Source organism: Methylomonas koyamae (assembly GCF_006483455.1).
In the GTDB taxonomy this organism is placed as follows: domain Bacteria; phylum Pseudomonadota; class Gammaproteobacteria; order Methylococcales; family Methylomonadaceae; genus Methylomonas; species Methylomonas koyamae_B.
Genome location: NZ_PPPU01000021.1, coordinates 1 through 22,753, shown reverse-complemented (window position 1 = coordinate 22,753; position 22,753 = coordinate 1). Strand labels below are relative to the sequence as shown.

Below are 22,753 nucleotides of genomic sequence, written 5' to 3'. Positions count from 1 at the left end.
AGGCATACCTACATGTCCCAACATCTTTCTCTTTCCGACAAACCGAAGTGGCTGATGCCGGTGGCGGCGATCGGCGGCTTGTTATTGGTCATTCTGCTGGCGCTTGGTGTTTTGGGCGGCTCAAGCAAGATTGAGCCCGGTACTACCGCGGTAGCGCCCGGCAGCGTTCCCGCCGATGCGCCGACTGTGCGCGTGACCAGACAGGCGGCCGCCGGCACTTCGGTGTGGCAGGGTACCGTGCGTTCCCGGCTGGCGATAAAAATTGCGCCGAAGCTGAATGCCAGAATCCTGGAAATGCCGGCCCATCCCGGCGACCGTTTGAAGAAGGGTCAATTGCTCGCCAAGTTGGACGACCGCGACTTACAGGCCGCCTACAATGCCGCCAATGCCGCCTACGCCGCGGCCCAAGCCCAGGCGGCGCAGGCCGGCGCCGACGAGAAACGTATCGTCGATCTGTACCAAAAACAGGCCGCCACCCGGCAGAACTACGATGCGGTAATAGCCCAAGCCAAGACCGCGCGGGCCATGGCAAATCAGGCCGCTAGCGCCGCGCAGCAGAGCAAGGTCATGCTCGGCGAGAATCTGTTGTACGCGCCGTTCGACGGCGTGGTCGGTGAACGCTTCCAGGAGCCCGGCGACATGGCCGCGCCGAACCAGCCTTTGCTTAGTTTTCACCAACCCGACGATTTGCGGCTGGAAGCGGCGATAGCCAGCCAGTGCGCCGCCCAGCTTCAACTGGGCGCGACGGTATCGGTCAGAATCGACGCCTTGCGGCAGACGTTGTCGGGCACGATAGACGAAATCGGCCCGGAAATCGATCCGCAAACCCTGACCCAACCAGTCAAAGTCAATTTGCCGAAAACATCGGGCCTGCAACACGGCCAGTTCGCTTGGCTGGAAACGAGCTGCCAGGGGCCGCAAACCGTGATGCTGGTGCCGGCCAGCGCCATCGTCCGATACGGCCAATTGCAGGCTGTGCGCGTGGTCGAAGACGGACAATGGCAGATGCGGCATATCCGCAGCGGCAAACGTTACGGCGATCAATTGGAAGTGCTGTCCGGTCTGCGGGACGGCGAAACCATCCTGTTGCAAGGCGAGCTCGGGCAATGAATTCCAACGCAACCAAAAAAGACAGCCTGACGGTTGCCATCGTCCGGTTGTTCACTACTTCGCACCTGTCGTTGCTGTTTTTGCTGATCTCGTTATTGGCCGGCGCCGCGGCGCTGATGTTGACGCCGCGCGAGGAAGACCCGCAAATCGTGGTGCCGGTGATGGACGTGTTCGTGCAGGCGCCGGGTGCTTCCGCCGACGAAGTGGAAAAACAGATCACGACGCCGCTGGAAGTGTTGCTGCGCCAGATTCAGGGGGTGGAATACGTCTATTCGGTATCGCGGCCCGGTCAGGCGGTGGTCACGGTGCGCTATTACGTCGGCGAGAACCTGGAAAACAGTCTGATCAAGACCCGGGATAAATTGCTGGCCAACCAGGACATCATTCCGCCCGGCGTCAGCGATTGGCTGGTCAAGCCGGTGGAAATCGACGACGTACCCATTTTATTGCTGAGCCTGTCGCCGCAGAACACCAACGTCGACGAAATGGGCTTGCGCCGTATCGCCGACGAACTGATCGAGCGCTTGCGGGCAGTAGATAACGTCGGCAAAAGCTGGGTGGTCGGCGCTGCGCCGCGGCGGATTTCGGTTTATCCCGATCCGGCCAAATTGCAGGCCGGCGGTATCGGCCTGGCCGATGTGCAACGCGCGTTGCAGCAGAACAACCTGAATCTGCAGGTTGGCCAAACCACCGCCAACGACCGCGAAATCGTCTTGGAAGCCGGACCCTACTACCAAAGCGCGGAGCAGGTCGGTAATACCGTGGTGGCCGGCGGCAACGGCCGCTTGCTGCATTTGCGCGACGTGGCTGAAGTGATCGACGGGTCGGCCGACACCGACTACTACACCCGCATCGGTTTCGGCCCGGCCGTGGCGCAGATGCACACGCTCGGCGAGCCCGGTCGCTTGCCGCAGGCCGGCGAGGAACGGCCCCTGGCGACCATCGCCATCGCCAAACGCCGCGGCGCCAACGCCGTCAGCGTGGCCGAACAGGTACTGGCGCTGACCGAAGAACTGAAAGGCTCCTTGATTCCGGACGACGTGTTACTAACCGTGACCCGCAACTACGGCGAAACCGCCGACCATAAGGTTAACGAACTGGTCATGCATCTAGGCATCGCCATTTTGACCATCATCGTTTTGCTGGCCTTGTCGCTCGGTTTTAAGGAATCGCTGATCGTATCGCTGGCGGTGCCGATGACGTTTGCGATCACGCTGCTGTGCGATCTGATCTTCGGTTACACGATCAATCGGGTGACCTTGTTTGCCTTGATCTTATCGTTGGGTTTGTTGGTGGACGACCCTATCGTCGACGTCGAAAACATTCACCGCCATTACAAGCTGCGCAAAGAACCGCCGTTGCAAGCCTTGCTCAGCGCGGTCGACGAGATCAGGCCGCCGACGATACTGGCGACGTTTGCGGTGATCATGTCCTTCGTGCCGATGTTTTTCATCACCGGCATGATGGGGCCGTACATGGCGCCGATGGCGTTTAACGTGCCTATCGCGATGCTGTTGTCGCTGGTGATTGCCTTCAGCGTTACGCCCTGGGCCAGTTACCGGTTATTGAAGGGCGATTACGGCAAAGACCACGGCCCGGCATTCGATTTGAAGCAGAGCCGGGGATTCAGGGTTTACCAAGCGATCCTGGCACCGCTGCTGGCGGACAAAGCCAAGGCCTGGTGGTTTTTGGGAGCGGTGATCGTGGCCTTCGTGTTGTCGGCCTTGATGGCGGTGACCCGAGTGGTGCCGCTTAAATTGCTGCCGTTCGACAACAAAAACGAGCTGCAATTGGTCATCGACATGCCCAAGGGTTCGTCGCTGGAAGCCACCGACCGCGTCGCCGCGGAGCTGGGCCGCTATCTAGCGACGGTCAACGAAATCAGCAGCTACCAAAGCTATGTCGGTCTGTCGTCGCCGATGGATTTCAACGGCATGGTCCGCCATTACTATTTGCGGCAGGGCGCCAATGTCGGCGACATCCGCATCGTGCTGGCCGATAAAACCCGCCGCGAGCAAGGCTCGCATGAAATCGCGCTGCGGATGCGGCCCGAGGTCGACCGCATCGAAAAACAATTCGGCGCCAACATCAAGATCGTGGAAATGCCGCCGGGGCCGCCGGTGCTGTCCACCGTCGTCGCCGAAGTCTACGGCCCGCCGCAAGCCGATTATGCCGATATCATCAATGTCGCCAACCGGGTGCGGGCGGACATGCAGCAAACCGGGGGTGTGGTCGACGTCGACGATTTCGTCGAAGCCGATTACGACAAATGGCAGTTTCTGGTCGAACACGAAAAGGCCGCGGCGTTGGGCGTGACTGCCGCGCAAATCGCCCAAACCTTGCAGTTGGCGCTGGCCGGTGCCGATGTCGGATTACTACACATTGAGAACGAGCGGCAACCTCTGGCCATCAGGTTGCAATTGCCCCGCGCCGCGCGTTCGGCCGAAGCCGATCTGCTGGCTCTGTCGGTCAAAACCGCCAACGGCGTATTGGTGCATCTGAGCGAGTTGGGCCGTTTCGAGCGCCAGCTCGGGCAAAAGGCCATTTACCACAAGAACCTGCAACGTGTGGCTTACGTCACCGCGGAAATGGCCGGCCGCAGTCCGGTCGAAGCGATTCTGGATTTGTTCGACGTGTTCGAAGCCAAACCACTACCGGCCGGTTATAAAGCCGAAATGGCCGGCGAGGGCGAATGGAAAATTACCGTCGACGTGTTCCGCGATTTGGGCTTGGCTTTTGCCGCGGCGATGGTGATGATCTACATCTTGCTGGTCGGCCAGACCGGCTCTTTGGGAGTGCCGCTGATCATGATGATCGCGATTCCGCTGACCGTAATCGGCATCATGCCCGGTTTTTGGTTGATCAATCTGTTCGCCGGCGACGTCGGCGAATACGCCAGCCCGATCTATTTCACGGCCACGGCGATGATCGGCATGATCGCGCTGGCCGGCATCGTCGTGCGCAACTCGATCATCCTGATCGACTTCACCGAAAACATCTATCGCGGCGACCCGGACATCAGTCTGGCCGATGCCATTGTCGAAGCCGGCGCCACCCGTTTGAACCCGATCTTTTTAACGGCCGCATCGGCGGTACTGGGTTCGGTGATGATCGTCCTGGATCCGATTTTCTCCGGCCTGGCCTGGAGCTTTATTTTCGGCATCATCGCTTCCACTTTGTTTTCTTTGGTGGTAATACCGGTGGTGTATTTTTTGATTAACCGGAATATGCCGAAGAAGGCGCAAGCCGAGCAATAAAACGCCGATTCGGTTAGCATGGCAAGTTTAAGGCTAATGCTGGCGACCCGCGATGCAAGCACCGAGTAGAGACGATTTTCAGAAGCGCTTAAAGCCCCTGCCGCCGCCGTTGCGAGTAGCTTTCGCTGCCCGGGCCGCAATGATGGCTTTGCCGTGTTTGTTAGGCGTAAAAAAGGAGTTTCTGCACTTCTGGTCGCAAGAGCAGCGGAAGACGCATTTTCTAGCGCTGCTGCGAGCAGTGCATGCGACTTACGCTATGGCGAGCCAGCGGAATATGGGGGGCGACGCATCCTCCGCTTCCAACGCCGCCGCTGAAGCCGCCTTGGATGTCGCCACCAACATCGGCTTCACCCCCTCCACCTACGTCGCCACCAATGTCGCCTTTGCCGCCGCCACCGCCGCCACCGCCGCCGCCGCCACCGACGCAGACGCTGTCGCCGCCGCCGCCGCCGCCGCCTTCTGCGCCGACGAAGCTCTAACTAAACGGGGTTTCAATTCGGGTAGGAGTTTATTGGCGGAGTTAGAGGCCCTGGATAAAAACAGTAATGCTCTGAAATATTTGCAAAGCCCCTTGCCAATTCCCTACAAAAATCCAAGCGTCCTGGCTGAACTGAAGAGTTTTTTGGGCGCCAATCGAGCCGATAGCATCGACTACCCGACATTGTTTCGGAATTTTTTGGCGGCCTTGCGAGAGTATGGAGACGATTTCGATTGGTGGGCGGATTGGCTGCGAGATCGCTTGGATGCTAAGCCGATTGATTGGGAAATGCTGGAACGAACATTTCATTTGGACCAATCGTTGTTGGAGCAGGGGCCGGCGGCAGTCAATGCTTACCTGAAGTTGCTGACAGCCGGCGATGCCAACATTCCGCTGAATCGTGTGCGGGCCATCTTCATCGGCTATGGTTTTGCCGGTAAAACCTCTTTGATCCGGGCCTTGCATAACGAGGAGATTATCGAAGGCCAGGAAGCGATGACGCCGGGCGTGGCGATACGCGAGTGGCTTCTGCCGGACAGTAATATCAAGGCGCATTTGTGGGATTTTGGTGGTCAGGTAATGGCCCACGCTACCCATAAATTTTTCCTGCGCGAGAAGTGCGTCTATGTGCTGGTGCTTGACGGTCGGGCCGAAATCAACGCCAACCAGCAAGCCGAATATTGGCTGGAACACGTACGGGCCTTCGGCGGCGATGCGTCGGTGCTGTTAGTCGGCAACAAAGTCGAGTTGGCGGCGGTGAATCTGGATATGAACGACCTAAAGGCGCGTTATCCGAACATCGTTGGGTATTATCCCTTGTCCTGCCTGCATTACCGGGATAGCCATCAAAAGCAATTTCAGATCTTTCAAGAAGCGTTGGCCGGGCAGTTGGGTGCCATCGGCACCCACCAAATCCTTTTGACGACTGCCCACTTTAATGTGTTTGAGCAACTGCAGGCGTTAGCCAGACGGGAGGCATTTCTGAGTGCCGATCACTACCAACAATTGTGTGACGAGCAACGGATAGCGCAGTCTGGAGGCTTGGACCGTGATTGGCTGCTGGATTTATTGGACAAACTCGGCCAGGTGGTGCATTTTCCCAATATACCGATTCTGGACGGCTATGTATTGAACCCGTGTTGGCTGACTTACGGGGTGTATTCGGTGCTGTATGCCGACGCGGCCAAACAAGGCCGTGGGCAGGTCGCTAAAAAAGCCGTGGTTGAAATCCTTAAGCATGTCAAGCTTGAGGACGAGCAAGGACATAGTTTGAACTATCCGGCCGACAAGGCCGGTTTTATCTTGGAAGCCATGGAGCAGTTTGAAATTTGCTATCGCTTACCGAATAAGCTCGATAGCTACATACTGCCGGATTTGTTGCCGTCCGACCGTCCGGCAGCCTTGGCATTCGATAAAGCCCAGGCGCTGGCTTTTGATTTCGATTTCGAGGGCTTGCTGCCGCGGCATTTGATGACGGTATTTATCGTGCGCCGCCACGCCGAAATTGTCGATGGCTTGGTGTGGCAAAACGGCGTGCGGTTGAAGTCGGACAGTTACCAAGCCCAAGCCTTGGTGCAAGCCGATTACCATCGCCGCCGTTTGTCGATTTGGTTACACGGCACCGACGCGGCCCGGTATTTCTCGGTGCTGTATGACGAATTCAAGTCGCTGCTAAAACCGATGCCAAAGTTGCGCTATCAGGAATGGGTGGGCTTGCCGTTAAATGGGTCGCTACGTGACGGCGAAGACGGGCCGCGTGCGCCTTTCCGTACCTTGTTGGCGTTAGAGCGTGTCGGTCGGCGCGAATATATTGACGAACACGGAATATTTCAATTGAGCGAGGTCTTGAAAATCATGCCGAAACAACAGCGGGAGCAGCAAGCACGGGAAATTCATTTTCATGGCGACCGGATTATTTACCAGGAAAACGGTCAGATGAGCGATGTCACCCTCGGCGATAAATCCGTCTACATCGAACAGGCTAAGCAGCTAGGCAAGGAGTTGGGCAAAATCGAAGATCTTCTGGAAGTAGAGGTTGAAGATGAAACCCTACGCAAGCAAGCCTTGCGTGAGCTGGAAATGATCCGCAAGGCGCTGGCTGAGTTACAGCAAGCCGAGCCGGAACAGCGCAAGTCCGCGCTGGACAGATTGGAACGCTTCGCCGACCACGCCAAGGAAGGCACTACCAAAACCATCGAAGCTTTAAAGCTGATCAAGGACGGTGGCGAGTCAATCGATTGGCTGATCGAGAAGGCGCCTGTGGCAATCGACGCCTTGGCGAATTTTTTGTAAGCGATTTTGAATGGTGTTTTGGGGATTAGCGATTCAGCATCACGGTTGCGCGTTGGAAGCCTTTTTTCTCTCCATCATCTGTTAATAATTCCACCCGATCCGTTTGTCCGGGAAAAAAGAAAGTGGCCTCGATATTCATTTTCTTCAGGTCGATATGTTTGACGGGTTCGGGTCTGTCTGTAGTGCTATCCCATAAATACAGCCGATGTTTCTCCTGGCGTTTTTCGTTGAAGTGGTAAGGCCCGGCGACGATAAGGTATTCGTCGTCTCGGCGCCAGGCGATGTCGCGAATGCCGTAGCCGCCTAGGTCCAGTTCGATCGGGTCGCCGAATTTTGCGGCTTGGTCTTGCAGAAGGTTTAGCGGATTCAGCAGCGGCACGATCAGGGCCTTGCCGTCTTGTAAGCTGCCGTTTTTCTCGGTGCCGCCGGCCAGCGGATTGCGGAAACCGATCAGCAAACTTTGCTCCGGTGTGGCCGCCAAGCCTTCGATACTAAGACCGCCCAAGGCTTTCGGCGCGATGCCGACTGCCTTATCCAACCGATAGGGTTTAAACCGGCGGTCCAGGATCAGGTCGTCGATCAAGGTCCGGTAAATTTGCCCATAACGCTGTCCGCTGAATTCGCCGACGGCGTTGCGCTGGATTTGCAGCGCGAACAGGCGGTGGCGGCTGGGGCGGCGTTCGCCGTCTTTGTTGGTGCTGTGCGAGCCGATCCAGAAATAAACGTCGCCGATCGCGGCGGCGCCTTCCAAATCGATTTCGCAGCCTTTGCCGTCTTCGATTTCGCCGGCAAACAATTCAGACAACCCGATGCGGGGCGGCAAGACTTGTTCATGGCGGCTGTCGAACACGCCGAGCAGGTTGTCTTCATCGTCGGCGACGACGAAATGGTTGGCGTCGATGGCAACAGCGCCGGAAACGTTGGTACAGCCGCGATAACGTTTTGGGTCCATAGCAAGTCTCCGAATGGGTGATGGTTAGGAAGCCGCTGCGGCAGGGCCTAGCGCGGTTACAGTTGTTTTATGACGTAGTCCGCCGCCAGCCGGCCGGTTTGGGCGCCGCCTTCCATGAAGCCGTAATAAGCATCGCTCAGATGTTCGCCGGCGAACAGCAGTCGGTCGAACACCACTTGTTGTGCCGCGGCAGGATTGGCCTCGACCCAGAAATAGTCGGCAAATTCGCTGAGCTGACCAGGAGCGAAGTTGGCGTAGCCGCCGCCGGTGTAACGGCTGTTACCCCAGGCGCTGCGAATATTGGCGCCGTTGGCGGAAACGGCGGCGCCCGGTACGAAGCGGTCCAAATCGGCGATGAAGCGGTCGGCTACGGCGTTAAAATTGGATGTGCGGTTGAATTGCCGGGCTTGGTCGCCGCCCAAAAAGAAATTCAAGGCGCCGTCGGTGCGCCGGGGTTGGCGCTGCGATTCGTCCCAAACTTCGGCGAAGCCCAGGTCGGTCCAGGCCGCCAGGCTAAAGCCGTTCGGCTGGTGCCAGAAGCGCCGGTCGAATCCGGCGATCAGCTTCTCGTTAACGCCCAGGCCGGTTTCGGCGATGAAGCGGCGGAACCGCGCCGGCAACGAAACGTGCAAATCGACGCGGCGCAAGGCCGGGAACGGCAGCGTGATAATGACGATGTCGGCTTCGGCCTGGCTTCGATCGGCAAACTGTAACGTGTAGCGGCTGTTGTGCCGCTCGATACTGTGCAGGGTTGTGCCGAACCGGATTTGGCCGGCCAAGCTTGCGGCGAGCGCATCGGTAATCGACGCCGAGCCGCCCGGTACGGCAAAGGCTTCGTCGCTGTAGCTGAGCAGTTCGACCGCTTGACCGTTTACGACCGGTAACAGAAACAACAGCTGTAATGCCGAGGACTCGGCCGCTTCGACGCCGTATTCGGTCCGAATCGCGTTTTCCAGCAGGGCGCGGACATAGGGTTGGGGGATTTTATCGGCGTGGCGGTCTAGGTAATCGGCGACCGAGAGTTGGTCGAATGCCGGGGCGTAGGTATCCCAATCGCTGTCCAGCAAGCCGGCGTCGTCGTTAATCTGCCCGGCCAGATCGGCCAGGTCCAACGCGAGCTGAGCTTCGCTGTAAGCGACGCCGTCGAAGAAGTAGGTTTCTTTCGGATAGGGCAGGCGATTGGCGTCTTTCAGTTTGTTGAACAGCGGAATATCGAAGGCTTTGGCCAGGGCGCGCATGTCGTGGTGATCGGTATTGATCAATTCCGCGCCTAAATCGACGGTCAAACCGTTATTGATGCTGGTCGAAAGCATACGGCCGCCGGGGCGGTTGCGGGCTTCGTAGACCGTTGCGGTTATGCCGGCCCGTTGCAAGCGATAGGCGGCGTTTAAACCGGCGATGCCGGCGCCAATAATTGCGACGCTTTGTCGCGGGGGGTTATTGCCGGCGCTGGCCGGTAAAGGCAGACTTTGGCCGAGCAGGCCGGCGATACCGGCCGCGACCGAGGTTTTGACGAAGCGGCGCCGATTCCAGCCAAGTTCGCTGCCCGCAGCCGGCGCCGGGCGCTGTTGGGTTTTGAGGTGTTGGCGGCGGGCCGCTTGTAAGGCCAATATCAGCCGGCGAAATGACAAAGAATGCGCCATGGTCGAACTCCCGATTGCTGTGCAACGATGGCGCATTGTGCTACCGGGCCGGCCAATTCGCAAACCGGGGTTGGTTGCCGGTGTGGCGATTGAGGCGTGATCCGTGCCGGTATGGCAAGCGCCGGGTATCGATGTCAGAATGCCGGTACCGCGAACCACCGCATCATTTAAGACATGCCCGACATCAGCCGTTACGGCCACAGCACCAATTTAATCGGCGTAGCGACTGCCTGCATTGCCAGCCAATTGTTCAACGACCATCCCAAGTCTTTGCATATTGCCGGTACCCGGGAGTCGGCGCCGGGGTTATTCGACCAATTGGCGCAACAAGCGACTTTGGCTGCTTGCGGCAGGGTGTTTCAGGATTATATGTGTGTGGTGTTTGGCTTCGAAACCGAACAGCGCTTGCGCGACGATGCTCAGGGCCGGCGCCGTTACCGTAACAGTTACCTGCGTTTGATCCAGGATTGGGGGATGGATTCCAACAATGCCCAGGGTGCGGTAATGAAGGGCTGGGTGGAAAGCCGCTTCGGTTTGTTTCCCAACTTTCATAAAACCCGGATTCGCAATTTCATCAGCAACGACTGGCTGACTTACATCGAAGAAAAGATGAACAGCCGTTACCACAACAACTGTATCTATATGCAGTTGGATCTGGTTTACGAGTTTTGCCAGTGGGTGGTCGAGCGGTTCCAGGTTCCTGCCGCGACTCACAAGACCCTTTACCGGGGCGTGGACGCGTTGGAAGATTACGTCGTCAAGGAAGAGGGCCGGCACGACAAAATCGTCCGCTTCAACAGTATCGTCTCGTTTACCGATCGTCCCGGCATCGCCAGCGAATTCGGCGCCAATATCCTCGAAGTGCGGGTGCCGATGGTGAAGTTGGTGTTTTTTAACGAACTGCTGCCGCATCATGCCTTGCGTGGAGAAGCGGAATATCTGGCGATCGGCGGCGATTACCGGGTTAAGGTGTTGAGTTGATGAACGAACAGATTCTAGGGCGGGCGCTGGGGGCTTACCTGGGCTTTGCCTGCGGCGATGCCTTGGGAGCGACGGTGGAATTCATGTCGCCCAAGCGGATTCAAAAGCATTGCGGCGTGCACCGCGACATCGTCGGCGGTGGTTGGTTGGGCCTGGCGCCGGGCCAGGTGACCGACGACACCCAGATGTGTTTGGCCTTGGGCCAGGCGATCATCGACAACCAAGGCTGGAATTTGCGGGCGGTGGCGGAGAATTTTCTGGCCTGGCTGGAAAGCGGGCCGGTCGACGTCGGCAATACCTGCCGGCGCGGCATTCTCCGGTTTCGTGATCGGGGAGAACTGTCGGGCGAACCGCGCGACGACGAAGCCGGGAACGGCGCCTGCATGCGCAATCTGCCGGTGGTGTTGGCGACCTTGCAGCGGCCGGAACTGTTCGAGCAGTGGAGTTTGCAACAAAGCCGAATTACCCACCACCATGCCTTATCCGATGCGGCGACGTTGGCCTTGGGGAGGATGGCCGGGTTATTGATCGGCGGCCGTGACGAGGCCGCTTGTCGAGAGGTCGCCGCAGGCTTGATACAACGTTACTCTGAATTCGGCTACAACCCTTATCCGGGACGAGCGTCGGGCTATATCGTCGATACCGTGCAGACCGTACTACACCATTTTTTCAACAGCGACAGTTTCGAATCCTGTCTGGTCGCCACCGTCAACCAAGGCGGCGACGCCGATACTACCGGGGCTTTGGCGGGGATGCTGGCCGGCGCCAAATACGGTGTCGATAATATTCCGCAGCGTTGGCTGTCGGCGCTGGATCCCGCCGTGACCGAACAGGTACGGCGCCAGACCGCGGATTTACTGATGCTGGCTGACATCGTTTGACGGAAGCGTCGGTGGTCGCCAGAGTCTGTGCCGACCGTTTCCGCGGCAGTCTTCATTGCAGTTCGTTTGCCCGTTTTTCCTGTTCTTCCGCGTGGTTGCGGCCCCAGACTTCCATATACTCGGAGCCGTGGATTTTCGATTCTTCCTCTAGCGCCCGATATTCTTCCGCGCGGCGGCGGTGGAAATCCAACGCTTCTTGCCTCTGCCGCTGGTTTTCCAGGATTTGCATCTGGGTATTGATTTCCTGGGCGTTCCTGCGGTCCACGCCTTTCGCCATGTTGTCCAATTCCTGACGGCGGCGAGCGGCTTCTTGCGACTCCATTTGGCGATTGAGCTTTTTCTCTTCTGTATCGTTGTCGATTTTGACGGCATTGCCTTCTCCGGCACACGGCGATTGTTGGTAGACGACTTTGCCCGCCACGGTGCATTTGTAAGCGGCGGCATTTGCAGCGGGTGGAATTGCCATAACGCAGGTAGCGGCGACGATGTATAACAAAGGCTTCATAAGTTTTTCCCGGAAAGAAATGCTACGGCGAATACGTTAGCGCGGTTTGATTAAGCGGTCATTAACGGTTTAGATCGGAGTGGCCGGACTTGTTCGGTGCGGCGGAGCCTTTCTGATCCGCCGCAATCGGCCTAGAATAACGGCCTGTCCCCATACACCCAGCAGCTTGCAATGAAAGCACAGTCGTTTACTTTCGAACAAATTCACATCGAAGTCGCCCGCAACGCCTCGGACGATTTCAATCTGTTTCACGACAAGCATAAATGGTTGCAGATCACCCATAACCCGTTCAAGGGCCCGATCGTGTTAGGGTTTCAATTGAACACGCTAATCGAGCACCAAATGCGCCTGTATCGCGAGGTGCAGCACGAAGATCAGATCATCGCCGAGAAGCAGCTGCGGTTTAGCAACTACCAAATTACCTTCGTCAACGCGTTGCGCCCGCGCCAGGAAATGACGCTGGACATCAAGAAAACGCTGATCAACACCATACCGGAATTGACCTTGACCAACCGAGTGGCGATCAAATCGCTGGGTAAGACCATTCTGCTGGGCTACAAAAAGGAAACCAAATCGCCGCTATTTCTGGCGGATGTGGATTTGAGCGGTTTGCCCGATTTGAACGGCATCGCCGATAAAACCGTGGTGCCGGGCACGGATTTGTTCTTGAAACGGAAATGGATGAATAACGGCAACGTCAAAAACTTTTTGTCGGGATCGTTGGCCGAGCAATCGGATTATTTCGATGAATTGACCCATGTCGCGCATTATCCGGAAGTCTATCCGTGCAGTCTGACTTCCGGCGCTTTGCTGGAAAAAGCGCAGTTGGAGAACCATGATTTCAAACGCAATCCGATGGTGTATACCTCGCACGACATTTCGGTGGACCGCGTACACTTGGCCAGAGTCAAAAACAACGACAAACTGCATATTCTGGTCAAGCAATTGCCGGAATCGAAAGACAATACGCTGAACCAAACCAACATCATGCTGCGTACTTACGAGTGCTTTGGGGTGTTGGAAGACGGCGCGATTTTGTACCGGATCAAGCTGAATTTGGTGCCTTTGGAAGAAATTTTGAAAAATTTGCGCGGTAAGGCGGCATAGTGGCGCGGGCCGGCCTAATGTTGTGAAATTTTTGGAACATCAAGTATAATCCGCGAAGTCGTTAGGCTAGGCCAGTGACGAGATAGCAAATTCAATTAATACAACACTAAAGATAAGGTAAGTGCTTGCAGTCGGGCATTTGCATTGTTCGAGGAAAAACATATGAGTAATATCGAAGAACGAGTAAAAAAGATTGTCGCGGAACAATTAGGCGTAAAGGAAGAAATCGCAAACGATGCGTCTTTTGTCGACGATCTTGGTGCTGATTCTTTAGACACAGTTGAACTCGTCATGGCTCTGGAAGAAGAATTTGAATGCGAAATTCCGGACGAAGAAGCCGAAAAAATCACCACCGTCCAATTGGCTATCGATTACATCAACGCCAATCTGCAATAACAGCAAGTTGTTTCCAAACGCTAGTGGATGACGCCATCCACTAGCCGATACATCCCCCTTCTCTGGTTGTCTTCTTTATTTACCGGTAGTTTACTGTGAGCACACGTCGAGTTGTAATTACGGGCTTAGGCGCCGTTACGCCGTTAGCCAACAATGTTGCGGATACCTGGGACGGTATTGTCAATGGCAGAAGCGGCATTGGGCCGATCGATTCTTTTGATATTTCACCGTTTGCAACGACTTTTGGCGGCGTGATTCGAAATTTCAACATCGGCGACTACATTCCGGAGAAGGATGCCAAGCGGATGGACGGTTTCGTCCATTACGGTATTGCCGCCGGCTGCCAGGCGATTGAGGACTCCGGCATCGTCGTTACCGAAGAAAACGCCGAGCGCATCGGCATTGCGATCGGCGCCGGCATCGGCGGCATTACCGGAATCGAGGAATGCTATGCCACCTACGTGGCGGGCGGACCGCGCCGGATTTCGCCGTTTTTCGTCCCCGGCAATATTATCAACATGATCTCCGGCAACCTGTCGATCAAATACGGCATGAAAGGGCCGAATTTCGCGATCGTTACGGCTTGCTCAACCGGTACCCATAACATCGGCGATGCGGCGCGTCTGATCAAATACGGCGATGCCGACGTGATGGTCGCCGGCGGTGCCGAGCGTTGCACTACCTCGCCGACCGCGATGGGCGGCTTTGCTTCGGCGAAAGCGCTGTCGCGGCGTAACGACGATCCGCAGCGCGCCAGCCGGCCCTGGGACCGCGACCGCGACGGTTTCGTCCTCAGCGACGGCGCCGGTGTGATCGTGCTGGAAGAGCTGGAACACGCCAAGGCTCGCGGCGCCAAGATTTATGCGGAACTGGTCGGTTACGGCATGAGCGGCGACGCTTACCATATCACTTCGCCGTCCGAAGGTGGCGAAGGCGCCGCGCGCTGTATGCGTAACGCGATGCGCGATGCCAAAATCAACCCGGAACAGGTCGATTACATCAACGCCCACGGCACTTCGACGCCGGCCGGCGACGTTGGCGAAACCCACGCCATGAAAAAGGCGCTGGGCGATCACGCCTACAAACTGGCTGTCAGCTCGACCAAATCGATGATCGGCCATCTGTTGGGCGCTGCCGGCGGTATCGAAGCGGTACTGACGGCACTGGCGATCAAGCACCAAATCGCGCCGCCGACCATTAATCTGGAAAACCAGGATCCCGATTGCGATCTGGATTACGTGCCCAACACGGCCAGAAACATGAAAATCGATCTGGCCATTTCCAATTCGTTCGGCTTCGGCGGCACCAACGGTTCGTTGGTTTTCAAGCGTTTCGAATAAGCGGTCCCGAACTAACAGTGTCCGGCTATGTATCTGTTGAATGGCGAACCCGGACACTACGTCGACGTTGCCGATCGCGGCTTTCAGTACGGTGACGGCCTGTTCGAAACCATCGAGGTTGTTGAGGGCAGGCCGCTGTTTCTCGATCGGCATCTGCGTCGATTGGCTCTCGGTTGTCAGCGTCTGCTGATTCCGGCTCCGGCAGTCGATTTGCTCGCGGTGGAGGCCGCCAAGCTGGCAAAGCCGGCCGAACGCGCGGTACTCAAAATCATCGTCACCCGCGGTTCCGGCGGTCGGGGTTATCGCCAACCTGAACCGATACAGCCCACCCGATTACTTAGCCTGCATCCTTATCCCGATTACCCGGACACATTCCAAACCGACGGCATTCGCGCCCGTTTCTGTTGGCACCGCTTGTCGATCAATACTGCGCTCGCCGGCATCAAACACTTGAATCGATTAGAGCAAATTCTGGCTCGAGCAGAATGGCGCGACGACGATATTCAGGAAGGCTTGATGCTGGATAGCGAAGATCGCGTGGTTGAGGGTGTGATGAGCAATCTATTTGCCGTCAAGGCCGGCCAGTTGTATACGCCGAGCTTGGCCGGTTGCGGCGTGGCCGGGATCATCCGGGAGTTGGTGATCGGTTTTGCTCGCGATATCGGTGTCCAGTTGCATGAAATTCCGCTTGACCCTGTCGACGTATTGGCAGCGGACGAATTGTTCGTGACCAATTCGGTGATCGGCATTTGGCCGATCAAACGCTTGGAGCAACGCGTACTGGCGGTCGGACCGTTGACCCGGCGAATGCAGGACTTATTGAATCAGGCCAGAGCGGCGGAGGTGCAAGCGTGTTCCGTAGCATAGTCGCCTTCACCTTACTGATGGTTCTGGGCTTGGTATCGGTCTGGGCCGGCATGCACTATCACATCATCGAGAAAAAGCCGATTGTGATCGGCGAGACCGTCATCGAAATCAAGAAGGGCGATACCCTGGAAACGGTGATCAAAACCTTGCGCAATCAGCGGGTGATGGTGAACCGGTTTTGGTTCAAACTGTTTGCCTACCGCAAGCAGCTGGACCGCACCCTGAAAGTCGGCGAATACGTGCTGGCCAAGGGCGCCACTGCTGCCGACGTATTGCAACAACTTACCGAAGGCCGCACCCGGCAATATTCGATTACGTTTCCGGAGGGCTGGACGTTCAAGCAGATGTTCCAGGCCATTAAGGATAATCCGAATTTACAGCATACCTTGAGCGACAAGGAGCTGAAGGACTTGATGGCGAAAATCGGTTCCGACAAGAATCACCCGGAAGGCCTGTTTTTCCCCGACACCTATTTTTTCGAAAAAAATACCTCGGACGTGGATTTGCTGAAACGAGCGCATGACCGGATGCAGGCCGTGCTGCGCGAGGAATGGCGCAAGCGCGATCGAAACGTGCCGCTGGACGATCCTTACCAAGCGCTGATTCTGGCGTCGATTGTTGAGAAAGAAACCGGTGCCGGCGAAGAACGGCGCCAAATCGCCGGCGTATTCGCCCGCCGCTTGAAGAAGGGCATGTTGTTGCAAACCGACCCGACCGTGATTTACGGCATGGGCGACGATTACCACGGCGATATTCGCCATAAGGACTTGCGCGAGCCGACGCCTTACAACACTTACGTGATCGAAGGACTGCCGCCGACGCCGATCGCAATGCCCGGCAAACAGTCGATTGCCGCCGCTTTGCACCCGGACGACGGCGATGCTTTGTTTTTCGTCGCCCGTGGCAATGGCCGCCACGCCTTTTCGGCAACCCTGGCCGAGCACGAAAAATACGTGGACCGTTACCAGCGATGACGCCGGGCCGATTCATCACCTTGGAAGGCGGCGAAGGCGTCGGCAAATCCACCAATTTGCAATTCATCCGCCAATGTCTGGCCGAGCGCAATATTCCGCTGCTGGTTACCCGCGAGCCGGGCGGCACGCCGATTGCCGAGAAGATTCGTGCCATTCTGTTGGACCATAGCGAGGAAGCGTTGAGCGAACAGGCGGAACTGCTGTTGGTATTCGCAGCAAGGTCCCAGCACATCCGCCACGTGATCCAGCCGGCCTTGCAACGCGGAGAATGGGTGGTTTGCGATCGCTTCACCGATGCGACATACGCCTACCAAGGCGCCGGGCGCAATATGGACCCGGCTGCAATTGCCTGGTTGGAGCGAATGGTTCAGGGCGGACTGCGCCCGGACTTGACCTTCGTACTCGACGCGCCGGTCGAGACCGGTTTGCAGCGGGCCAAACGCCGCGGCGAACTGGACCGTTTCGAAACCGAACAAGGGGATTTTTTCGAACGTATTCGCCAAAGCTATTTGCAGCGTGCCGCCGACGATCCAGTGCGGTACAGAGTCGTCGATGCGGCGTTGCCGTTGTCGCAAGTTCAGGCCCGTCTGCTGGCTGAGCTGGAAATGTTATGGGTAAGCTGACGCTTTACCCGTGGCAGGAGCAACACTGGCATCGGCTGCGAAGTTATATTCAGCAGAATAGAATCCCGCAAGCCCTGCTGTTTTCCGGCCCGGCCGGACAGGGCCGTCGCCATCTGGCCGAATATTACGCCCGCGCCTTGCTATGCCATGCGCCGCAAGACGAAGGTACACCCTGCGGCGCTTGCTCTGCCTGCAAATTATTCGACGGTGGTACTCATCCGGACTTCATCGCAGTCGAGCCCGACGAACCCGGCAAGGCCATCGGTATCGATAAAGTCAGGCAGTTAATCGGCAAACTGGCTTTGAAGCCACAGTACCATGCATACCGGGTCGCGATATTTCAGCCGGCCGATGCGCTGAACACGGCGTCGGCGAACGCGTTTCTGAAATGTCTGGAAGAGCCCGGCGAGCGCACCTGTTTGTTGTTGATCAGCGAGCAGCCGGCCCGTCTGCCGGCGACGATACGCAGTCGCTGTCAGAAGATCGTCTGCGAAATACCGGAGCGCGATGCGGCCTTACGCTGGCTGCACGGTGCGGGAGTGCGGGAGCAGGCCGAGCTGCTGCTGGATTTGGCCGGCGGGGCGCCGCTACTGGCCAAGCAATATGCCGAAACCGGCATTGCGGCGCTACGGCAAGAATATTTTCAGGCTTGGCTGCAAATTGGCGAGGGCAAGGCCGATTGGCTAGCCGTCGCCGAGCGCTGGCACAAGCAGGAACAAATCGAGTTGAATGTGGTTTTGGCCTGGCTGGCCAGCTGGCTGGCCGATATCGTCAAATGCGCCTATCGGGCCGATTCGGCGCATTTGGCCAATCCCGATCTGAAAAACAGCTTGCAAGGCGTTGCCGAGCGGCTAGAATTGCAGCGAGTTTACCGATTCTACGACCGTGTGCTGACGGCGAAAGCGCAGTTGGCGACGCAATTGAATCAACAACTGATGCTAGAACAATTGTTAATCGACTGGTCTCAACTCAACCCACACTGACATTATGGCGGAAGCAGCTCCCCGGCAAGGTATCCTGTCGCTATCGATCAAGGATAAAAACGCGCTTTATGCAGCCTATATGCCGTTCGTCAAAAACGGCGGTCTGTTCATCCCGACCAAGCGTGAATACGAAATGGGCGAGGAAGTGTTTATGTTGTTGAATTTAATGGAAGAGACCGAGCGCTTGCCGATCGCCGGCAAAATTATCTGGAAGACGCCCAACGGTGCCGAAGGTTACCGTGCCGCCGGTATTGGCGTCCAATTCAGCGACCAGGACGGCGGTGCGGCGCGCAATAAAATCGAAACCTATCTGGCCGGTGCGCTGGAGTCGGACCGCTCCACCCACACCATGTAATCCTGACCGGGCGGTTGCCGCTCGGCACTAACGTTTCCCAAGCTTCATGTTCATCGATTCCCACTGCCATCTCGACCGTATTGACTTGGCGCCTTATGCCGACGATTTCGACGTTTTTGTCCGCGCGGCCCGGACAGCCGGCATCCAGCATATGCTTTGCATTGCCATCGATCTGGAGTCCTATCCGGCGATGTTGGCGCAAACCGCGCCATATCCGGATATCTCGCTGTCGGTGGGCGTGCATCCGAATGTCACCGATGGTCGCGAGCCTGACATCGACGAATTGCTGGGATTGGCGGCAAATGACAAGGTGATTGCGATCGGCGAAACCGGCCTGGATTATTTTCATAGTAAGGGCGATCTGGAGTGGCAATTTCGGCGTTTTCGCAACCATATCGCGGTGGCCAAGCAGTTGCACAAGCCCTTGATCATTCATACTCGGGAGGCCGGGCAGGATGCTTTGGACGTGTTGCAGGCGGAAGGCGCCGATACGGTGGGGGGCGTGATTCATTGCTTTACCGAGGACTGGGCCTACGCCCAACGCGCTGTCGATTTGAACTTTTACGTGTCGTTCTCCGGCATCGTTACGTTCAAAAATGCCGCAGCGATCCAAGACGTGGCGCGTAGAATTCCGGCCGACCGCTTCCTGATCGAAACCGATTCGCCTTATCTGGCGCCGGTGCCTTACCGCGGTAAGCCCAACTATCCGACCTACGTGCGCCACGTAGCCGAATATATTGCCGAATTGCGCGGCACCTCGGTCGAAGTGGTGGCGAAGCAATCCAGCGAAAATTTTTACCGGTTGTTCGGGCTTGAAGCCGGACGCTGCAATTTGGCCGCGTAAAAAAATGCGGTAGCACCGGATACGGCGCTACCGCACAAAGAGGTGGGGTATAACTCTCATTTTCCCGAAGGACGCATACAAGAGTTGCTATCAGTGTACTGGAGCATTCTAACGTTGAAAATGTGGCAATTTGCCGCGTGACAATTTGTCGCTGACTTCGATCCAGGCTCTACGTCTCCCATTTTCCGGACTTGATCACCGATGGAACAGCAATTCAGCGTCCCGCAGGGCTGTTTTCGGCTAACGCGCCAACCCCACCGAAAAAACGAATTGTTGCAGGCCTGGGATGCGGCCGACGACTATGTGCTGCATCATCTGGCCGAAACCGAAGCGCTTGCCGGTCAGAGTGTTGTCATCCTGAACGATAACTTCGGGGCGCTGGCCGTGGCGTTGAGCGAATTTCGGCCGACGGCCATTTCCGACTCCTGGTTATCGCAGCAGGCGACGCGCGAAAATTTGGCCGCGAATGCGATAGCGGCCGACCGGGTGTTGCTGTTGGATAGTCTGTCCTTGCCGTCGCCACCGATCGATCTGTTGCTCATCAAGATTCCGAAGACTTTGGCTTTGCTGGAATACCAGTTGCATAGACTCAGGCCGTTGTTGCAGCCGGATAGCCGCATCGTTGCGGCGGGCATGGTCAAGGCTTTACCGGCCAATGCCTGGAAGCTGTTGGAACGGCTGGTCGGCCCGACCGTACCGTCGTTGGCCAGAAAAAAGGCCAGGCTGATTTTCACCAGCCTCGATCCGAATATCCGCCTGCCGCAAAATCCCTACCCCAGTTACTACCGCCTGGCGGCCGAAGAGCCGCCGCTTTGCAACCATGCCAATGTGTTTTCCCGGGAAAGTCTGGATATCGGTGCCCGCTTTCTGTTGCAACATCTGCCGGACCAGCCGGGCTATCGAGACTACATCGATCTGGGATGCGGCAACGGCGTGATCGGCTTGCGCCTTGCCGAATCGAATCCGGCAGCCAATATCATGTTTGTCGACGAATCGTTCATGGCTATCGCCTCGGCAACGGAAAATTTTCGCAGTCGGTTCGGCGATGCGCCGCGGGCGAAGTTCGTCGTCGGCGATTGCCTGAGCAGTTTTGCACCGGCAAGTGCCGATTGCATCGTCTGCAATCCGCCGTTTCATCAACAGCACGCGATCGGCGACCATATCGCCTGGCGCATGTTTCAACAGGCGCATGCGGTGTTACGGCCCGGCGGCGAGTTGCGGGTGATCGGAAACCGCCACCTCAACTACCATATCGCGCTGAAAAAACTGTTCGGCCGCTGCCGGCAAGTGGCGGCGAATGCCAAGTTCGTCATTTTCAGTTGTGAAAAGGCTTGAGCCGGCTATTCGATGTTTTTGTAATGCAGAGACGAGATTTGCTCAGAGACGATGCCGATCAGGAAAGTGACGATGGCGGACAGGAATAGCACGGCGCTCATATTGGTGAAACGAGCTTCAGTGATATAGGTGTAGGCGTAGTAACCCATGCCGACGCCGAAAATCGACATACTGATCGGCAGGAACAACCGCATCGGCGAGAACAGTACGCCGATACGCAGAATGATGATAAAGAAACGTAAGCCGTCGTGTAGCAGGCGGATGTGGCTCTTGCCGCTACGTTTGCCGGCATGGATCGGGACGTAGGCCACCGGAAATCCGGAGCGGAAAAACGCCATGGTACTGGTGGTCGGATAGGAAAATCCGTTCGGTAGCAGGTAAAGGAATTTACGGAATTTGTCGGCGCGCGCGGCGCGAAAGCCGGAGGTCAGGTCGTCGATCCGGTGGCCGGTCATCAATGACGCCAGCTTATTGTAGAACTTGTTAGCAATGCGTCTGAACCACGAAGCATGGCTGCGGGCGTTTCTGGCGCCGACTGCCATGTCGTAGCCTTCATTTATTTTTGCCAATAACGCGGCAATATCGTGCGGGTCGTGTTGGCCATCGGCGTCCATGAACACCAGAATATCGCCCTTCGCTTGTCTGGCCCCGGTTTTAATCGACGCGCCGTTACCCATGCAATAGGGATGGCGGACCACCTTGACTCCGGCGTCGTTGGCAATGGCTCCGGTGTCGTCGCTGGAACCGTCGTCGACCACTAAAATTTCGGCCTGCGGGTACAACTCCAGCAATTTCGGCAGAAAAGCTGGCAGATTTGCCGCTTCGTTCTTGGCGGGCAGGACAATACTCAGCGACTCAGGTGTTTTCATCAAGCGGTCAATTTACGGTGGAAACCACCGTGCAGTTTAGCAGACTTCGCCAGTACCGGCTGCCGCGGGCTTTAGCGAAACCGGTCCTTCTGCCGGCGTATCGCAGTAAAAACCGCCAATGCCGAAGCCGTCGGCAGGGCGAGGTTTTGCCGGATCTCCGAGCTGTGCTCGCGCAGAAACGGATTGGTCGCCAATTCCCGGCCGATAGTGGAGGGCAGGCTGGGAGCGTTGCTGCGCCGGAGTTGGCAGACCTCGGCATAACGCTCTTGCAATAGCGGATTGCCGGGTTCCAGCGTCAAGGCGAAGCGGGCGTTGGCTTCGGTATATTCGTGCGCACAATATATTTTGGTCTCGGCCGGGAGTGCCTTCAGTTTTTGCAGCGATTGCCACATTTGTTCGGCGCTGCCTTCGAACAGGCGGCCGCAACCCAATGAAAACAAAGTATCGCCGCAAAACAAGGCGTTACTGCCGGCGCTGTAGTAGACGATATGACCAATGGTGTGGCCCGGCGTATCGATGGCTGCCAGTGTTTCGCCGCCGAGTGCTATCCGGTCGCCATCGCCTAGCGCGATGTCGATGCCCGGAATTCTGGAATGGTCGGACTTGGCGCCGACGATCTTGCAGCCGGTTGCGACTTTCAGTTCCAGATTGGCGCCGATATGGTCGTTGTGGTGGTGGGTATTGAAAATGTAATTCAGTGCCAAACCGCGCCGTTGCAGTTCGGCCATGACCGGGGCCGATGTTGCCGGGTCCACCACTGCAGTTAGGCCGCTATCCGGTTCCTGCAGCAGGTAGATATAGTTGTCGGTCAGGGCCGGAATGATGCTGATATCTAACATAACGGACAGTGGCTTTAACTATCGCCAGTTACGATCGCTACTGCCTCCGCCATGGCGGGCTGGTACGAGGATTCAAGATACCCCGCCAGCACGTGTTGCCTAAGCGCAAAAAGCTTCGATCT

Annotated in this window: 20 protein-coding genes; 15 read left to right on the top strand and 5 right to left on the bottom strand. The window is 57.0% G+C overall.

The window, feature by feature from the left end:
- Positions 1-12 precede the first annotated feature (12 nt).
- From C2U68_RS12460 to C2U68_RS12445, 3 genes are read left to right on the top strand one after another with little or no spacing between them, the layout of a single operon-like run.
- Complete coding sequence (locus C2U68_RS12460) at positions 13-1,110, top strand: efflux RND transporter periplasmic adaptor subunit (protein ID WP_140912809.1); 1,098 nt, start codon at positions 13-15, stop codon at positions 1,108-1,110.
- On the top strand, positions 1,107-4,367 hold the full coding sequence (locus C2U68_RS12455; RefSeq protein WP_140912808.1) for an efflux RND transporter permease subunit: 3,261 nt from the start codon (positions 1,107-1,109) through the stop codon (positions 4,365-4,367). The genes C2U68_RS12460 and C2U68_RS12455 overlap by 4 nt, the downstream gene beginning before the upstream one ends.
- A gap of 52 nt (positions 4,368-4,419) precedes the next feature.
- Positions 4,420-7,137, top strand: a complete 2,718-nt coding sequence (locus C2U68_RS12445; protein WP_186289598.1) for a COR domain-containing protein — start codon at positions 4,420-4,422, stop codon at positions 7,135-7,137.
- Between the two features lie 25 nt (positions 7,138-7,162).
- Here C2U68_RS12445 and C2U68_RS12440 read toward each other — a convergent pair whose 3' ends face one another.
- Both C2U68_RS12440 and C2U68_RS12435 read right to left on the bottom strand, forming a co-directional pair.
- Positions 7,163-8,089, bottom strand: coding sequence for a DUF3616 domain-containing protein (locus tag C2U68_RS12440; RefSeq protein ID WP_140912806.1), 927 nt, complete (start codon positions 8,087-8,089; stop codon positions 7,163-7,165).
- A gap of 56 nt (positions 8,090-8,145) precedes the next feature.
- The gene (locus C2U68_RS12435; RefSeq protein ID WP_140912805.1) at positions 8,146-9,732 is read right to left on the bottom strand and encodes a flavin monoamine oxidase family protein; all 1,587 of its coding nucleotides are present in this window, start codon (positions 9,730-9,732) and stop codon (positions 8,146-8,148) included.
- A gap of 174 nt (positions 9,733-9,906) precedes the next feature.
- On the opposite strand from C2U68_RS12435, the gene C2U68_RS12430 reads away from it, so the two are divergent.
- Positions 9,907-10,713: an NAD(+)--dinitrogen-reductase ADP-D-ribosyltransferase gene (locus C2U68_RS12430; protein WP_140912804.1), complete on the top strand. Its 807-nt coding sequence runs from the start codon at positions 9,907-9,909 to the stop codon at positions 10,711-10,713.
- Positions 10,713-11,594, top strand: a complete 882-nt coding sequence (draG, locus tag C2U68_RS12425; RefSeq protein WP_140912803.1) for an ADP-ribosyl-[dinitrogen reductase] hydrolase — start codon at positions 10,713-10,715, stop codon at positions 11,592-11,594. The genes C2U68_RS12430 and draG overlap by 1 nt, the downstream gene beginning before the upstream one ends.
- 52 nt (positions 11,595-11,646) lie before the next feature.
- Here draG and C2U68_RS12420 read toward each other — a convergent pair whose 3' ends face one another.
- The gene (locus C2U68_RS12420) at positions 11,647-12,099 is read right to left on the bottom strand and encodes a DUF4124 domain-containing protein (RefSeq protein WP_140912802.1); all 453 of its coding nucleotides are present in this window, start codon (positions 12,097-12,099) and stop codon (positions 11,647-11,649) included.
- A 171-nt stretch (positions 12,100-12,270) separates the two neighbouring features.
- Here C2U68_RS12420 and C2U68_RS12415 point away from each other — a divergent pair, with 171 nt between their 5' ends.
- The 10 genes from C2U68_RS12415 to C2U68_RS12370 all read left to right on the top strand — a co-directional run bounded on the left by C2U68_RS12415 (position 12,271) and on the right by C2U68_RS12370 (position 20,923).
- A complete protein-coding gene (locus C2U68_RS12415) occupies positions 12,271-13,206 on the top strand; it encodes a hypothetical protein (RefSeq protein ID WP_140912801.1) in 936 nt (311 codons plus the stop codon).
- A gap of 162 nt (positions 13,207-13,368) precedes the next feature.
- On the top strand, positions 13,369-13,602 hold the full coding sequence (gene acpP / locus C2U68_RS12410; RefSeq protein WP_013820083.1) for an acyl carrier protein: 234 nt from the start codon (positions 13,369-13,371) through the stop codon (positions 13,600-13,602).
- Between the two features lie 95 nt (positions 13,603-13,697).
- On the top strand, positions 13,698-14,942 hold the full coding sequence (gene fabF, locus C2U68_RS12405) for a beta-ketoacyl-ACP synthase II (protein WP_140912800.1): 1,245 nt from the start codon (positions 13,698-13,700) through the stop codon (positions 14,940-14,942).
- Between the two features lie 27 nt (positions 14,943-14,969).
- Entirely contained in the window at positions 14,970-15,809 is an 840-nt protein-coding gene (gene pabC / locus C2U68_RS12400; RefSeq protein WP_140912799.1) for an aminodeoxychorismate lyase, read from the top strand.
- Entirely contained in the window at positions 15,794-16,783 is a 990-nt protein-coding gene (mltG, locus tag C2U68_RS12395) for an endolytic transglycosylase MltG (RefSeq protein ID WP_260839337.1), read from the top strand. Before pabC ends, mltG begins: the two co-directional genes overlap by 16 nt.
- On the top strand, positions 16,780-17,406 hold the full coding sequence (gene tmk / locus C2U68_RS12390; RefSeq protein WP_140912798.1) for a dTMP kinase: 627 nt from the start codon (positions 16,780-16,782) through the stop codon (positions 17,404-17,406). Before mltG ends, tmk begins: the two co-directional genes overlap by 4 nt.
- The gene (locus C2U68_RS12385) at positions 17,394-18,389 is read left to right on the top strand and encodes a DNA polymerase III subunit delta' (RefSeq protein WP_140912797.1); all 996 of its coding nucleotides are present in this window, start codon (positions 17,394-17,396) and stop codon (positions 18,387-18,389) included. Before tmk ends, C2U68_RS12385 begins: the two co-directional genes overlap by 13 nt.
- 4 nt (positions 18,390-18,393) lie before the next feature.
- Positions 18,394-18,744 (top strand): PilZ domain-containing protein, encoded by a 351-nt coding sequence (locus C2U68_RS12380; RefSeq protein ID WP_140912796.1) that lies wholly within the window; start codon positions 18,394-18,396, stop codon positions 18,742-18,744.
- Positions 18,745-18,790: 46 nt separating this feature from the next.
- Positions 18,791-19,588 (top strand): TatD family hydrolase, encoded by a 798-nt coding sequence (locus tag C2U68_RS12375; protein WP_140912795.1) that lies wholly within the window; start codon positions 18,791-18,793, stop codon positions 19,586-19,588.
- A 201-nt stretch (positions 19,589-19,789) separates the two neighbouring features.
- Positions 19,790-20,923: a methyltransferase gene (locus tag C2U68_RS12370; RefSeq protein ID WP_140912794.1), complete on the top strand. Its 1,134-nt coding sequence runs from the start codon at positions 19,790-19,792 to the stop codon at positions 20,921-20,923.
- 5 nt (positions 20,924-20,928) lie between these two features.
- On the opposite strand, the gene C2U68_RS12365 is transcribed toward C2U68_RS12370, so the two are convergent.
- On the bottom strand, positions 20,929-21,792 hold the full coding sequence (locus tag C2U68_RS12365; protein WP_140912793.1) for a glycosyltransferase family 2 protein: 864 nt from the start codon (positions 21,790-21,792) through the stop codon (positions 20,929-20,931).
- A 71-nt stretch (positions 21,793-21,863) separates the two neighbouring features.
- A complete protein-coding gene (gloB, locus tag C2U68_RS12360) occupies positions 21,864-22,631 on the bottom strand; it encodes a hydroxyacylglutathione hydrolase (RefSeq protein WP_140912792.1) in 768 nt (255 codons plus the stop codon).
- Between the last annotated feature and the right edge of the window lie 122 nt (positions 22,632-22,753).

Bases quoted from the DNA above. Each gene is read 5' to 3' on its own strand.
- C2U68_RS12440 (WP_140912806.1), bottom strand. From the start codon at position 8,089: ATGGACCCAAAACGTTATCGCGGCTGTACCAACGTTTCCGGCGCTGTT.
- C2U68_RS12435 (WP_140912805.1), bottom strand. From the start codon at position 9,732: ATGGCGCATTCTTTGTCATTTCGCCGGCTGATATTGGCCTTACAAGCG.
- C2U68_RS12420 (WP_140912802.1), bottom strand. From the start codon at position 12,099: ATGAAGCCTTTGTTATACATCGTCGCCGCTACCTGCGTTATGGCAATT.
- C2U68_RS12445 (WP_186289598.1), top strand. From the start codon at position 4,420: ATGCAAGCACCGAGTAGAGACGATTTTCAGAAGCGCTTAAAGCCCCTG.
- draG (WP_140912803.1), top strand. From the start codon at position 10,713: ATGAACGAACAGATTCTAGGGCGGGCGCTGGGGGCTTACCTGGGCTTT.
- acpP (WP_013820083.1), top strand. From the start codon at position 13,369: ATGAGTAATATCGAAGAACGAGTAAAAAAGATTGTCGCGGAACAATTA.
- gloB (WP_140912792.1), bottom strand. From the start codon at position 22,631: ATGTTAGATATCAGCATCATTCCGGCCCTGACCGACAACTATATCTAC.
- C2U68_RS12370 (WP_140912794.1), top strand. From the start codon at position 19,790: ATGGAACAGCAATTCAGCGTCCCGCAGGGCTGTTTTCGGCTAACGCGC.
- tmk (WP_140912798.1), top strand. From the start codon at position 16,780: ATGACGCCGGGCCGATTCATCACCTTGGAAGGCGGCGAAGGCGTCGGC.
- C2U68_RS12430 (WP_140912804.1), top strand. From the start codon at position 9,907: ATGCCCGACATCAGCCGTTACGGCCACAGCACCAATTTAATCGGCGTA.
- pabC (WP_140912799.1), top strand. From the start codon at position 14,970: ATGTATCTGTTGAATGGCGAACCCGGACACTACGTCGACGTTGCCGAT.
- C2U68_RS12365 (WP_140912793.1), bottom strand. From the start codon at position 21,792: ATGAAAACACCTGAGTCGCTGAGTATTGTCCTGCCCGCCAAGAACGAA.
- C2U68_RS12415 (WP_140912801.1), top strand. From the start codon at position 12,271: ATGAAAGCACAGTCGTTTACTTTCGAACAAATTCACATCGAAGTCGCC.
- C2U68_RS12375 (WP_140912795.1), top strand. From the start codon at position 18,791: ATGTTCATCGATTCCCACTGCCATCTCGACCGTATTGACTTGGCGCCT.
- C2U68_RS12385 (WP_140912797.1), top strand. From the start codon at position 17,394: ATGGGTAAGCTGACGCTTTACCCGTGGCAGGAGCAACACTGGCATCGG.
- C2U68_RS12455 (WP_140912808.1), top strand. From the start codon at position 1,107: ATGAATTCCAACGCAACCAAAAAAGACAGCCTGACGGTTGCCATCGTC.
- C2U68_RS12460 (WP_140912809.1), top strand. From the start codon at position 13: ATGTCCCAACATCTTTCTCTTTCCGACAAACCGAAGTGGCTGATGCCG.
- C2U68_RS12380 (WP_140912796.1), top strand. From the start codon at position 18,394: ATGGCGGAAGCAGCTCCCCGGCAAGGTATCCTGTCGCTATCGATCAAG.